The organism is Dysgonomonas sp. PH5-45 (assembly GCF_029893235.1).
In the GTDB taxonomy this organism is placed as follows: Bacteria; Bacteroidota; Bacteroidia; order Bacteroidales; family Dysgonomonadaceae; genus UBA1309.
Genome location: NZ_JARXWE010000002.1, coordinates 141,784 through 154,846, shown reverse-complemented (window position 1 = coordinate 154,846; position 13,063 = coordinate 141,784). Strand labels below are relative to the sequence as shown.

Annotated in this window: 13 protein-coding genes; 7 read left to right on the top strand and 6 right to left on the bottom strand. The window is 42.9% G+C overall.

The features are described from left to right. The first annotated feature begins 58 nt into the window (after positions 1 to 58). On the top strand, positions 59 to 901 hold the full coding sequence (locus tag M2132_RS01675; protein ID WP_280670676.1) for an ATPase: 843 nt from the start codon (positions 59 to 61) through the stop codon (positions 899 to 901). Beyond that, positions 898 to 1,719 carry an N-acetylmuramic acid 6-phosphate etherase gene (murQ, locus tag M2132_RS01670; RefSeq protein ID WP_280670674.1) on the top strand — a complete coding sequence of 274 codons (822 nt, stop codon included), beginning with the start codon at positions 898 to 900 and terminating at the stop codon, positions 1,717 to 1,719. Before M2132_RS01675 ends, murQ begins: the two co-directional genes overlap by 4 nt. On the opposite strand, the gene M2132_RS01665 is transcribed toward murQ, so the two are convergent. The 6 genes from M2132_RS01665 to M2132_RS01640 are packed head-to-tail and all read right to left on the bottom strand — an operon-like array spanning position 1,711 to position 7,822. Beyond that, positions 1,711 to 3,081 (bottom strand): DUF58 domain-containing protein, encoded by a 1,371-nt coding sequence (locus tag M2132_RS01665; RefSeq protein ID WP_280670672.1) that lies wholly within the window; start codon positions 3,079 to 3,081, stop codon positions 1,711 to 1,713. The two genes, murQ and M2132_RS01665, sit on opposite strands and share 9 nt — an antisense overlap. Then, complete coding sequence (locus M2132_RS01660; RefSeq protein ID WP_280670670.1) at positions 3,045 to 4,019, bottom strand: MoxR family ATPase; 975 nt, start codon at positions 4,017 to 4,019, stop codon at positions 3,045 to 3,047. Before M2132_RS01660 ends, M2132_RS01665 begins: the two co-directional genes overlap by 37 nt. A gap of 4 nt (positions 4,020 to 4,023) precedes the next feature. Then, complete coding sequence (locus M2132_RS01655) at positions 4,024 to 5,268, bottom strand: DUF4350 domain-containing protein (RefSeq protein ID WP_280670668.1); 1,245 nt, start codon at positions 5,266 to 5,268, stop codon at positions 4,024 to 4,026. Continuing rightward, positions 5,258 to 5,998, bottom strand: coding sequence for a DUF4129 domain-containing protein (locus M2132_RS01650; protein WP_280670666.1), 741 nt, complete (start codon positions 5,996 to 5,998; stop codon positions 5,258 to 5,260). The genes M2132_RS01655 and M2132_RS01650 overlap by 11 nt, the downstream gene beginning before the upstream one ends. A 2-nt stretch (positions 5,999 to 6,000) precedes the next feature. Continuing rightward, positions 6,001 to 6,807 (bottom strand): hypothetical protein, encoded by an 807-nt coding sequence (locus M2132_RS01645; RefSeq protein ID WP_280670664.1) that lies wholly within the window; start codon positions 6,805 to 6,807, stop codon positions 6,001 to 6,003. Positions 6,808 to 6,856: 49 nt separating this feature from the next. After that, positions 6,857 to 7,822: a stage II sporulation protein M gene (locus M2132_RS01640; RefSeq protein WP_280670661.1), complete on the bottom strand. Its 966-nt coding sequence runs from the start codon at positions 7,820 to 7,822 to the stop codon at positions 6,857 to 6,859. A 111-nt stretch (positions 7,823 to 7,933) separates the two neighbouring features. Here M2132_RS01640 and M2132_RS01635 point away from each other — a divergent pair, with 111 nt between their 5' ends. The 5 genes from M2132_RS01635 to M2132_RS01615 all read left to right on the top strand — a co-directional run bounded on the left by M2132_RS01635 (position 7,934) and on the right by M2132_RS01615 (position 13,008). Then, a complete protein-coding gene (locus M2132_RS01635) occupies positions 7,934 to 8,665 on the top strand; it encodes an RDD family protein (RefSeq protein ID WP_280670659.1) in 732 nt (243 codons plus the stop codon). Positions 8,666 to 8,680: 15 nt separating this feature from the next. Continuing rightward, complete coding sequence (locus M2132_RS01630; protein ID WP_280670657.1) at positions 8,681 to 9,361, top strand: RluA family pseudouridine synthase; 681 nt, start codon at positions 8,681 to 8,683, stop codon at positions 9,359 to 9,361. Positions 9,362 to 9,402: 41 nt separating this feature from the next. Beyond that, positions 9,403 to 10,134, top strand: a complete 732-nt coding sequence (locus tag M2132_RS01625) for a hypothetical protein (RefSeq protein WP_280670655.1) — start codon at positions 9,403 to 9,405, stop codon at positions 10,132 to 10,134. Beyond that, positions 10,131 to 10,694, top strand: coding sequence for an AraC family transcriptional regulator (locus tag M2132_RS01620; protein WP_280670653.1), 564 nt, complete (start codon positions 10,131 to 10,133; stop codon positions 10,692 to 10,694). Before M2132_RS01625 ends, M2132_RS01620 begins: the two co-directional genes overlap by 4 nt. A gap of 97 nt (positions 10,695 to 10,791) precedes the next feature. Then, positions 10,792 to 13,008 (top strand): cation-translocating P-type ATPase, encoded by a 2,217-nt coding sequence (locus M2132_RS01615; RefSeq protein ID WP_280670651.1) that lies wholly within the window; start codon positions 10,792 to 10,794, stop codon positions 13,006 to 13,008. The last annotated feature ends 55 nt before the right edge of the window (positions 13,009 to 13,063 follow it).

Sequence of the window (13,063 nt, the reverse complement as noted above, 5' to 3'; positions counted from 1 at the left end):
ATCGAATATATTAATAAGTAGAAAAGACCAAGATAACTTCATAACTAAAACGATATCAATGAAACTGATAGCAGATAGCGGAGCAAGCAAAACAGATTGGTGTTTGGTGAACGATAAAGGAGAGCTTGTAAAAAGAGTATATACGAAAGGATTAAATCCTTACCATCAGACAACCGACTCCATTGCCCACGAGATCGAAATGAACTTGATGAACGAAATCAGGCAGCATAAAATCAAGGCTGTATATTTCTATGGTGCGGGTTGCGAGTATGACAAGAAAGAAGATGTGCGCCGTGCTATAGCTTTAAGCATAAACGCCCCGTGGATTGAGGTGGGTAGTGATTTGATTGCTGCGGCACGTTCCCTATTGGGCAAGGAACGGGGTATTGCCTGCATATTGGGTACGGGTTCAAACTCTTGCCTGTATGATGGGACGGACATCGTTGATAATATAACTTCGCTTGGCTTCATTCTCGACGATTTGGGGAGTGGTTCGGCCTTGGGTCGGGAGTTTCTGAAATCTTGTTTTAAAAAAAACATGCCTAAGGATATAGCCGATAAATTTATTGCCGAATATAAACTGACGGTAGAGATTCTGCTCGACAGGGTGTATAAGCAACCGCAGGCAAGCCGTTTTATGGCAAGTGTATCACCTTTTGTACTTGAACATATAAACGTGAAGGAGATTGGCGATATAGTAAGAAAAACATTCCGTGAGTTTTTCGAATACAATATCGTAAAATACGAAAACTATCAGACATGCAAACTTAGTTTTACCGGTTCGATAGCTTATTATTATGCCGATATACTGAAAGAAGTAGCAGCCGAATATGGTTTAACTATCGCTACAATCCTTCAGTCGCCAATGGAAGGCTTACTACAATACCATACACGGGCATGACATTTGTAAAGATTACCGAACAGCCATCGCTGTATGATGATCTGGAAAATAAGACCATACACGAACTGCTTGTAGATATAAATACCGAAGACCAGAAAGTCGCTTTAGCCGTCGGGAAGGCCATTCCGCAGATAGAAAAGCTTGTGGAGCAAATCGTTTTGCGTATGCAGTGTGGAGGGCGGTTGTTTTACTTAGGAGCCGGAACAAGTGGGCGATTGGGTGTTCTCGATGCTTCTGAAATTCCCCCGACTTTTGGTATGCCTGCCACGTATGTGATAGGACTGATTGCGGGAGGCGATAAGGCACTGCGTAACCCTGTGGAAAAAGCCGAAGATAATACCATAGCTGGTTGGGAAGAACTTTTGACTCACGATGTTACGGAACAAGATGTTGTTGTGGGTATAGCCGCATCGGGCACTACACCTTATGTTGTTGGTGCTTTGAAAGAAGCCCGCAAAAGGGGAATCCTCACAGCCTCCATCAGCAGTAATCCGCACTCACCAATAGCACAGGAGGCTGATATAGCCATCGAAACGCTTGTAGGGCCTGAATTTGTTACGGGAAGTTCACGTATGAAGTCGGGAACGGCGCAAAAAATGGTTTTGAATATGATTTCTACCGCAACGATGATAAAATTGGGCAGGGTTAAAGGTAACCGTATGGTAAATATGCAACTATCGAACAATAAGCTTGTAGACAGGGGTACTCGTATGCTTTCCGACGAATTAAATATCGGTTATAGCCAAGCCGAGCAACTGCTCTTAAAACATGGTTCGGTACAGAAGGCAATGGATGCTTACAGCAAAGAATCAGATTAGTCCGCGCGATTTAAATTCCAAGTATTTATTAATTGAATTGATTGTCAGCTCTTCGGGCGTTGTCAGCAGGGCGTGTATGCCGTAACGATTCAGTTCTTTAACTATCAATTCTTTGTCGTACGACAGTTTTTCGGCCATACCTTTTCGGAAAGTGGCCTCAATATCTTCGGGTTCGGTGTTTAAAACTTCATTAAATTCCGAATTCAAGAAGAAAGCTACCAAAACCAGATGATCTTTTGCCAAACGGCTCAGATATTTCAGTTGGCGGCGCATACCGTTCACTGTTTCGAAGTTCGTATAAAGCACGATAAGGCTTCGCTGTGTGATTTTATTTTTAAGGGTAATGTAAAGCCGTTCGTAGTCCGATTCCCTAAAGTTGGTTTGTTGCCCGTAGAGCGTTTCCAGAATCTTATTTTTTTGACCTTGGCGGCGGTCGGCAGGCAGCATTTCATCAATCTTGCTTGAAAAAGTTATTAGCCCCGCCTTATCACTTTTGTTCAGAGCGGTGCTACACACCATCAGAGACGAATTGATGGCATAGTCAAGAAGCGTCATTCCACGGAAAGGCATCTTCATTGTTCTGCCCTTGTCTAAGATACAGTAGACCTGTTGTGAACGTTCTTCCTGATAAGTGTTGACCATGAGTTGACCTGTACGTGCCGATGCTTTATAATTTATAGTACGTGGGTCGTCGCCCATAACGTAATGCTTTATGTGATCGAATTCCGAGGCATGGCCTATACGCCTTATCTTTTTTATTCCGTATTCTGTAAGCCTATGGGATGCGGCAATAAGTTCGTATCTGTGCATTTCGATAAACGAGGGATAGACAGCAACATTTGCGTATTGGTTAAACCTGTAACGCCGCCTTACCAACCCTAAACCGGACGATACATATACATTGAGCCGCCCGAAACCATATACACCCCGTTTCGTTGGGCGCAGGGTGTAGCTGAAAATCACCGATTTTTTGCGTCCCAGTATATTCTTTTTAAAACTGGTTTTCCGGTCTTGAAACTGAATAGGAAATTCGTCTACAACTTCAATTCCTATGGGTATGGGGTAACGGTTGGTAACCTCTATTGCCACAGGGTTCTTATCGCCGTTCGACAAGCGTTCGGGGCAGATTCTCTTAGCCAGCACGCCTTGTTTTACCCTATACAGGGAGACAAGGTCTATCAAAAAAATAAAGAAAAACACAAGTGCCAGCAGTTGCATCGTGAAGAAATACCGTCCTACGATATAGCTCACAACGAAGCCCACCACACAAACGGCCAGTGCGATGAAGAAGCGGTTGGGCAGATACAAATCTCTGAAAAACCTGATTAACGGGGAACTTGTGTCTTGTCTATTAGCTGGCATATAATGGTATCGGTTGATGTGCCTTCCATCTCTTTTTCGGGCGTGAGGATAACTCTGTGACGAAGAACGGGCAAAGCCATCTCCTTGATATCATCGGGCGTAATGAAGTCGCGGCCACGGATGGCAGCCAATGCTTTTGCCGAGTTGAGTATGGCAAGCGACGCACGGGGCGATGCTCCCAATGTTATCCACGAACTTTGACGTGTAGAACCTACTATCTGGGCAATATATTCCAACAAATTGTGTTCAACGTGAACTTTCTCTATATCAGCTCGTAGGCGGGATAGTGTTTCGGCATCTATTATCGGTTGAATATCGTTTCCTGCCAGCAGTTCACCGCTGTTTTGGCGTTCAAGTATCGTAACTTCCTCGTTCAGGTTGGGATAATCTACCACAATTTTAAACAGAAAACGGTCTAACTGTGCTTCGGGTAGGCGATATGTACCTTCTTGTTCTACAGGGTTTTGAGTTGCAACCACAAGGAAAGGATAACCAAGAGGGTAGGTTGTGCCATCGTTTGTTATCTGGCGCTCTTCCATTACCTCAAAAAGTGCCGATTGTGTTTTTGCAGGGGCACGGTTAATTTCGTCAATCAGTACTATGTTCGAGAATATAGGGCCTTTCTTGAACTCGAATCTGCCTTCGCCTTGCAGGTAAACGCTTGTTCCGAGTATATCCGAGGGCATCATATCGGGCGTGAACTGTATGCGATGAAAATCGGCTTTCAGTGTTCTTGCCAATAGCTTTGCCGACAGTGTTTTAGCTACACCCGGAACGCCTTCTATCAGAATATGTCCGTTGGCAAGAATGGCTACAATCATTTGCTCTATGAGTTGGTGCTGGCCAACTATTACTTTGCTTATCTCGTGCCTCATTTGCTGAACGCTTTGGCTCAGTTGGCTGAAATCTATTCTCGACTGAAAATTTAAATCCGACATAGTTTTATCTGGTTTTGTTTGTTATTTCAATTTTTTTATAAAACTCCTCCAAGGCCTCGTTAAAAGCTATGAAAGTAGCGTTGCTGACCGGCGTTTCCTGCCGCAGGCGGTTGTATCGGTAAAAGATGCGCTCCACAGAGGGTTGTTCCACACCCGATTTCAAGCTCAGTGTTTTCATAAACTCTCCGTCGAGCTGTTCGGTACGCATATAGTAACGGTTACGTACTTTGTCTAAGAAGAAGTTATATCTGTTTTCGGCTATGCTAAGGTAGTCGCGTTTCTTGTAAAATACATTGCTTATGGTACTCAAAAATTCGAGCGAAGAATTAACAGGAGGCTTTATAACAGGGATGATGCGTTGTACCCGTTTTGAACGGAACAGAAGGAACAGGAATATGCCTATCCCGGTGAGGGTGATGGCCATTTTGAGCGGAGGATACCTCTTTGCTACTTGCAGCAACCCCTGCTGCCCGGCATCGCCCCGTTTATGATATTCGTCCCATATCACATAACTGTCTTGAGGCAGGTACGACAGGCAACGGAAAGCATAATCGTATTTATCGGTATTGAGCAAAGCTACATTGGTGAAAGCATAAGGCACAGTGTGTAGGTAAAAATTCCCACCTCCGTAACCAATACGAACAAAGGTAGTATCGTTCTGGGAACTCATGCCTAAAACATGGTAGTTCGAGGAGGCAGAGTCAGTTTGTAAACCTGTTTTATCTTCTATTGATTGGAAGGCATATTGTTTTTTATTATACTCCTTCAGTGTATATAGAGTGTCTTTATTAAGGAAACTGGCCGATGTGTTTGCCTTTATCTGTAAGGAATCTAATATGTTTTTGCTGAAAGCTTCGGCAGAAATGAATACATCATTACCTACATAAACAAAATTAAGCAGACATTCCAGATCGAGCTTATTGATACTGAAATCTTTTTCGATGAATATATATGCCATACCCGTTTCGTCTTCCGCGGCATTGAGGTATATGCTGTCGTTGTTCCGTCCGGAATAGTCGGGGTAATAAAGTTCTTCGTAAACAGTATTCCGGGTAGATTGAACCGAACCCTTGGGAAAGACCGAATCCAGAAGATTGTACGTAATGTAAGTGCCGAAAGGTATCTTGTCGGTATTGTAGAAGGTAGGAGTCCAATCGACGGGTTTTTCCCTGACCGATTCCACATAAATAAGCCCTGCCATGAGCACGGATATAACAATGAGCAATATTTTGAAGCTTTTATTTTTCATTGTCAATCATTCGGTTGAAGTCGTTAAACTGTGCTTGGGCTGTATTGAAGTCGGATGTCGATAGGTCTTGCTCGCCATACCAAACATAGTCGAATACTTGTGTTGTTTTCAGAAATTGCAGGCGAAGGCTGTCGCTTTTTATTTCGTGCTGATAGCTTCTGTTTGTTTTATTGGGATTCCATGTTATAATCAGCTTGTCGGACATCTGCTTCAAGCATTGCAGGTACATGTATCTGACAGCCAATCGGTAGTTTTTTCCGGCAATGGCGGTCGAAATGAGTGCGGGGAAATTCATTTCGTTCACGTCTTCGGAGTTTACTTCAACCCCGTCGTTTTCGAGCTTTTGTTTTCCAAAGATAGCTTTGATGTTTGTATTTGTTATACGCAGAACGATAACGACCAGTAAGATGATAACCAACACGATTACACCCACTTCGAAAAAGTGCATTTTGAATAGCCCCGACATTCCCTTGCCTAAGAGGCTGTTGAACCATGCCATGAAGGTGTCCCACCACGATTTTTTGTAAGGGGTACGCTCGTAATTGAAGTCGCTATCCTTTTTGTATTCTTCAATAACCTGTTTTTGGGGGATGCGCAGTGTTGTTTGGCGCAACTGCATGGAAGACGGTTGTACCGCCTCCTGAACCACAGGGGCAGACTGAATGGTGTCGGCAACCGCAGGTAGGGTTAATACCGCAAAAAGAACATATATGAATATCTTTTTTAGCAAGTTTAGTAAGATTTATAGTCGTTTTCGTTTCGTTTACCAATCATCTCTATTTCGCGCTCTATGCCTGTTCCGGTTTCTATTTCTTTTAGGTTGAAGTACTGGAACGACATAGCTATCTGGATGAAAGGAACTACAACAATCATTCCCGAATACGAAATAAAGTTGGTGATGGTTATGAATATTGGGTTAGAAAAAACTGAAATATACATATCAGCACCCCCCAAAAAAAGACCAAATGTTGTGAGTCCGGCAGGAATGCTGAATATCATATTCACCATATAGCCTATGATACCCAAAACAATCATATAACCGAAAGTTGGGAACCATTGGCTTTTAACAACGTCGTACGACGAAGTAAGACTGCTCACGGCCGATTCTTCGTCTATAATGCAGTAATACGCATATAAAGAAAAGCATACGCCTACAAACACTCCGGGAATAATACAGAGCATTGCCCCCAAAACGGTAGCAATTCCTGCCAAAAAACCTGCCCCTAACGTTCTGAAAAAAGAAGAGCCTACCCGCCGCCAAACGTCTTTGGTATTGATGGTGCGCCCATCCGAAGCAAAGGTGCATTCGGCAATGTACGATACGGTAAACAGTATGGCAACAAAATATGTAATGTAATAAATGATGTTTGCTATAAATACGCCTCCAATCATCATGTTCGAATATCCATCGAAAGAATAAGGGTCTGATAAAGCGTGCGAAATCTGATTTACTCCTAAATAGGAAGCAATGAGCAAGGCAGGCAGTAAATAAAGCAGGTTTATGATAAGAGGCCTCCAATGAATTTTAATAAAATCCATCGTTGCCGAAAGTTTTTCTGAAAAATCCCTTTGTTTATAAAAAACAAAATCAGTTTGTTGTTGCATTTATCCTTTTGTTTAATTTGTATGGGTAATATATAAAATATAGTATTATGAACAGAGCCGATAGCCCGATAATGGTAAGGTTGAAAGCAAGGGGCATCTCTGTGAGACGGGTCAGATAGCTTTCTATGAATCCGGCAACCACAAAAACAGGAACCAGCCCCACAACAATCTTAACGCTGTCTAAAGCTCCCTTCTTCATGGATACGGCTCGCGAGTATGTGCCCGGAAACAGAAAACTGTTACCTAAAACCATGCCTGCTCCTCCGGCAATGATGATAGCCGATATTTCGAGCGTTCCGTGCAGCCATACGGCTGGCAAGGCAACGCCAAGAAGCCCTTTCTGATAGAAAAAATACATGAAAGTACCCAGCATAACACCATTACTGAACATAATATAAGCCGAACCTACCGAGAAAAATATCCCGAAGATGAAAGCCATGAATGCCACTTTTATGTTGTTGGTAGTAATATATCCGAACATAAGCCCCGAGTCGGCATCCTTATAAACTGCCATCGGGTCGTTCTTGTTGATATTGTGCTGCGTCATGTTTACGTAATCCTTGCCCATAACCGCCTCGGCAAACGAACTGTCTACACTCATCGAAAAAGCACCCAGAAACATGCTCACCGCAAATATGATAAACGAGAGAAGCATCATTTTCCGATACTGATACATGATAAGCGGCAGATCCGTTACCCAAAAGCGTTTGAAGCGGCCTTTTTCTTTCTTTTTATGAGAATATATTTGTGTAAAATATTTGTTTGCCAGTTGGTTAAGGTATCGCTCGGTATTCGATTTCGGATAAAAGGTGCGGGCATACGAGAGGTCGTCTGTCAGTTCGATGTAGTTATCGGCCAATTCTTTGGCCGAAATATTGCGGAGCGTTGCCGCTTCGTCAATTTTCTGCCATTTGTCTTTGTTTTGTTTGATGAACAGAGCTTCTCTCATACTTTGTGTTAACGTAACAAGATGCAAATATAGTATTTTGGCTGGTTTAGTTAGGCTAATAACATAAATATTTCTAATTTTGAAACGTCAAAAAAAAGAAGGTAAACAGGAATGGCAATACAAATAGAAACTACACAGAATGTTGTTTTAGAGCAAGAGCCTGCCGGCGTTGGGCTCCGTATAGCGGCATATCTGCTCGACTGGGTTATACTCTTGGTTTGGTATTTTGGTGTCTTTGCGGTACTGATATATTCGGTAGGGGCCGATTTGGGCGCAAGTGCCGGTTTTGTTATACTGTTTTTGATGATTGTTCCGCTTGTGTTTTACGACCTGTTGTTCGAGATTTTATGGAACGGGCAAACTCCCGGTAAAAAAATTATGAGTATACGGGTTGTGAACGTTGACGGTACAAAACCTTCGTTAAGCAGTTTCTTAGTGAGATGGCTTTTCAGGTTGGTCGATTTTGCGATAACATACAACCTGCTGGCTTTTATAATGATTCTCAGTACCAAAAACTCGCAACGGCTGGGCGATTATTTGGCCGGAACAACCGTTGTGAACCTGAAAGCTACGCAGCGTGATCAGATACTTTCGTTGCCCGACCTGGAGTTTCACGAAAATTACACGGTGGCCTATCCCGATGTGATGGACAAACTTGACGACAAGGATATCCGTATAATCCGTTCGGCAATGAACAATCCTAATTTTCTGGCCAATCAGCATATGATTGAGCAACTGACCAGCAAAGTAAAATCGGTAACGGGCTACGAATATCAAGGCTCTAACTATGCCTTTCTGAAGAAAATCGTTGACGATTATAATTACCTCTCTGTGAACCTTTAAATTTTTCTTTTTCAGATGACAGTTCTGTACGAAGACAATCATATAATTATCGTCAACAAAACTTGCCGTGAAATTGTGCAAGGCGATAAAACGGGCGATAAACCTCTGTCCGAAACCGTGAAAGAGTGGCTCAAAGCCAAGTACAACAAACCGGGGAATGTGTTTTGCGGAGTAGTACATCGCCTTGACAGGCCTACCAGCGGAATAGTGGTTTTTGCTAAAACAAGCAAGGCTCTGCCACGGCTGAACGATATGTTTAAAAACAAAGAGGTAACAAAAACATATTGGGCTGTGGTTAAAAATCTGCCGGAAAAAACCGAAGGCACATTGGTTCATTACTTGGCGCGCAACGAAAAGCAGAATAAGTCGTACGCATACGATGCCGAGAAGCCAAACTCTAAGAAAGCGGTGCTGCATTATCGGTTGCTGACCCGTTCGGACAAATATAATCTTCTGGAAATAGATCTCGAAACCGGTCGCCATCATCAGATACGTTGCCAATTGGCAAAAATAGGTTGCCCCATAAAAGGGGATTTGAAATACGGAGCCGAGCGCTCAAACCCGGATGGGGGCATAAGCCTGCATGCGCGGAAGATAAGTTTCGTTCATCCTGTATCTAAAATACTGATAGAAGTTGCGGCTCCCGTTCCGGACGATAATTTGTGGAAAGCTTTGGAGGCCTTGGCAGAACAATAAACCTGCATTTGTTGTTTTCAATATAGAGAAAATATATTGTTATGGATAACTTTAATGAAATGCTGGATAAATTGCGGGATTCGTCGGGCGAGATGAAATCGAACCTACATATGCTCAGAGAGATTATCCCCATCGAGGAACAAATGAGGTATTTCGATTATGTAAAAAATGTACGTACCGAAACCGTAGATTCGCATTTCACGAAAGAATACCTGATAGCAAGGCTTTTTACCCCGGAGTTGGGTGTGGAGAGCAAGCGTTTTTATCTTGCATTGTTGGCTGCCATGCCCGATGTGGCAGTATATAGGGCAATAGAAACTTACCATAGCAGTCCGCTTGAACCGGAACTGGCAAACTGGTCTACGTTGGCTTTGATGGAAAGCCGCATTTTGCTGGACTCCGATTTGTCGGGCGAAAGACAATTCTTCGTATCCACGGGTTTAGGTGGCAAGGAGGGTAAACTGCGCTATTTTCTGATAATTACCACAGATGACCGCACGGAACTTTCCTGTTTTCAGAAAGATACACTGAAGCGTGAATTGCAATTTTCGTTCGAAAAAAATGAGATTGAAATAGAGTCGATAGATTTTAAGCCATCTTATCTGAAAATGTTTTTGTTTTGCGGCTTAAATCACGACCCCAGAGTTGCTGTTGAAGAAGCCATAAAAGAGTGCAACGAACTGGGTTGCCACTTCGATACAAAATTTTTGCTGACCAACGTGAAATTGCTCGACGACGAAGAAATAAAAACCATCTTGCTAAAAAAAGAATGATGAAGTTCTATATCAAAAATATGGTTTGTCCTCGTTGTATTCTTGCTGTGAAGAGCGTTTTCGAAAACTACAATATTGAGTTAGCGCATATTCAGCTTGGGGAGGTTATTACGAGCGAAGCTGTTGATGATGCAGCAATTGTATTGGTGAAAGCCGATTTAGAGGCTTTGGGCTTTGAGTTGCTCGATGATGAAAACAAAAAACTTATAGAACAGATAAAGCTTATCATCATAGAGCAAATTCACTACAAACAAGACCAACATCAAACAATCTCAGATTTATTGGCAAGCAGGCTTCATAGGGATTATTCATCTCTGAGCAAGCTGTTTTCCGCAACAACCGGAATCACGATAGAGCAATTTACCATCCTCCAAAAGATAGAAAAGGCAAAAGAACTGTTGAGTTATAATGAGCTTACGCTCGGTGAAATTGCTTTCCGATTGGGTTATAGTAGTGTGGCGCACCTGTCGGCTCAGTTTAAACGGATAACAGGACTTACTCCCACGCAATTTAAAAACCAAAATAAGGAAAACCGCCGTTTTATAGACAAGCTTTCCTGAGTTTATCCCAATATTATATAAATCTTATCCCGAATTATGTAACGCACAAATGTATTTTTGGGGCGAACTTTGTTATATACTAAAAACATGATATGATATGGCAACAAAAGATATAACAAAACGAACCTTTCCTGTACAGGGGATGTCGTGCGCGGGATGTGCGGCAAACGTGCAGAAAATACTTCGCAGCCAAAAAGGTGTGGTAGGGGCAGACGTGAATTTTGCCGGAAAATCGGCTCTTGTGGAGTATAATCCGGCAGAAGTTTCTTTGACTCAACTCCAGCATGCCGTACGGTCGGGTGGGTATGAGCTGATAGTAACCGAAGATGAAAACGTAAAAGACCGGATAGAGGAATCCGATAAGCGATACCTTAAGGATTTGAAGAAGAAAACCCTGATAGCTTCTATTCTATCCGCATGTCTTATTATTCTTGCTATGACTCCCCTTATGCACAGCACATGGGCACGTTACCTGATGTGGATATTGACTACTCCTGTTCTGTTTTATTGTGGTAAACAGTTTTTTGTGGGTGCTTACAAACAGGCAAAGCATAGAGCCATGAATATGGATACCCTTGTGGCTATGAGCACGGGGGTGGCTTACCTGTTCAGTGTGTTTACACTTCTTTTCCCTCGCTTCTGGACAGATAGGGGACTTCCGGCTGAGCTTTACTTCGAGGCTTCGGCAGTGATTGTAACCTTCATCCTGTTGGGGCGTTACTTGGAGGAACGTGCTAAGCAGAAAACTACTGTTTCTTTAAAAAAACTTATAGGCCTACAACCAAAAACGGCAACTGTGGTAAAAGGATTTTTGGCTGTTCCGGTTTCTATTGATAAGATTATGGTTGGTGATACGATTCTTGTTAAGTCGGGCGAAAAAATACCTGTCGATGGGATTGTTGTTGACGGTGAGTCGTATGTTGACGAAAGCATGATTACCGGTGAACCTGTTTTTGTGCCTAAACAAAAAGACGATAAGGTTTTTGCGGGAACAATAAATCAGAAAGGCAGTTTCAGATTCAAAGCCGGAAAAGTAGGTAGTGAAACCCTACTGTCGCATATAATAAAAATGGTGGAAGAGGCACAGGGCAGTAAAGCCCCCGTACAGAAGTTGGTAGATAAGATTGCCGGAGTTTTTGTGCCTGTGGTTATTCTTATAGCCATCCTTTCGGCTGTTTTGTGGATCGTTTTTGGGGGTGAATCGGAGTTGATGCATGCTTTCTTGGCTTTTGTTACCGTACTTATTATTGCTTGTCCTTGTGCTTTGGGGCTTGCCACGCCTACTGCCATTATGGTAGGGATAGGGCGGGGAGCCGAACAAGGTATTTTGATAAAGGATGCTGAAAGTTTGGAACGCCTCAAAAACGTAAATGTTGTGCTTCTGGACAAAACAGGAACCTTAACCGAGGGCAAACCAAGGGTAACTGCCGTGAAATGGTTTGCGGAAGAAACCGATGAAAGAAAACAGATTTTGTATAGTATAGAAAAATCGTCTACACATCCATTGGCAGATGCTATTTGTTCTTACTTTGGCGATACGATGTTGATAAATACTGATTTGTCGGTCGAAAACAGAGTAGGAGCAGGCATTATAGCTGATTATGAAGGCAAAGAATATCTGGTGGGCAGTAAATCAATGTTTCCTCAAACGCTAATGACCGATGAAGCGCACGATTGGGTAGCTAAGCAAGAATCCGCAGCTAATACTCTTGTGTTTTTTGGAACAAAGTCGGAACTTATAGCAGCAATAGCTCTGTCCGATAAGTTGAAGGCCGCATCGGCCGATGCCGTAAAGTATTTACAAAACAGTGGTATAGAGGTGTATATGCTCACAGGCGATAACGAGGCTACGGCACAAGCCATTGCGCAACAAGCGGGAGTAAACCATTATGTAGCACAGGCTTTGCCCGAAGATAAATTGAATTTTGTGAAACAGTTGCAAAGTCAGAATAAGATTGTGGCAATGGTGGGCGATGGCATAAACGACAGTGCGGCACTGGCTCAGGCAGATGTTAGTATAGCCATGGGGCAGGGTAGCGATGTGGCGATGGATGTGGCCGCGGCTACAATCGTTTCGGGCGATTTGCGGAAGATACATACAGCTGTGCGGTTGTCGAAAGAGACAGTTGCCACGATAAAGCAAAACCTGTTTTTCGCATTCATATACAATATGTTGGCTATACCTATTGCTGCCGGATTGCTTTACCCTATAAACGGTTTTTTGCTTAATCCTATGATTGCAGGTTTGGCTATGGCACTCAGCAGCATAAGCGTTGTTACAAACAGTTTACGGTTGAAGGCAAAGCGCCTTTAATTGTGATTTCTTTTTAGAATAACCTGATTGTTTGGTATTGAGTGAACCAAACCTG

What these genes read in the sequence shown, in the direction of transcription:
- M2132_RS01630 (WP_280670657.1), top strand. Translation starts at nt 8,681, where the DNA reads ATGACAGTTCTGTACGAAGACAATCATATAATTATCGTCAACAAAACT.
- M2132_RS01620 (WP_280670653.1), top strand. Translation starts at nt 10,131, where the DNA reads ATGATGAAGTTCTATATCAAAAATATGGTTTGTCCTCGTTGTATTCTT.
- M2132_RS01675 (WP_280670676.1), top strand. Translation starts at nt 59, where the DNA reads ATGAAACTGATAGCAGATAGCGGAGCAAGCAAAACAGATTGGTGTTTG.
- M2132_RS01665 (WP_280670672.1), bottom strand. Translation starts at nt 3,081, where the DNA reads ATGCCAGCTAATAGACAAGACACAAGTTCCCCGTTAATCAGGTTTTTC.
- M2132_RS01655 (WP_280670668.1), bottom strand. Translation starts at nt 5,268, where the DNA reads ATGAAAAATAAAAGCTTCAAAATATTGCTCATTGTTATATCCGTGCTC.
- M2132_RS01615 (WP_280670651.1), top strand. Translation starts at nt 10,792, where the DNA reads ATGGCAACAAAAGATATAACAAAACGAACCTTTCCTGTACAGGGGATG.
- murQ (WP_280670674.1), top strand. Translation starts at nt 898, where the DNA reads ATGACATTTGTAAAGATTACCGAACAGCCATCGCTGTATGATGATCTG.
- M2132_RS01645 (WP_280670664.1), bottom strand. Translation starts at nt 6,807, where the DNA reads ATGGATTTTATTAAAATTCATTGGAGGCCTCTTATCATAAACCTGCTT.
- M2132_RS01660 (WP_280670670.1), bottom strand. Translation starts at nt 4,019, where the DNA reads ATGTCGGATTTAAATTTTCAGTCGAGAATAGATTTCAGCCAACTGAGC.
- M2132_RS01635 (WP_280670659.1), top strand. Translation starts at nt 7,934, where the DNA reads ATGGCAATACAAATAGAAACTACACAGAATGTTGTTTTAGAGCAAGAG.
- M2132_RS01625 (WP_280670655.1), top strand. Translation starts at nt 9,403, where the DNA reads ATGGATAACTTTAATGAAATGCTGGATAAATTGCGGGATTCGTCGGGC.
- M2132_RS01640 (WP_280670661.1), bottom strand. Translation starts at nt 7,822, where the DNA reads ATGAGAGAAGCTCTGTTCATCAAACAAAACAAAGACAAATGGCAGAAA.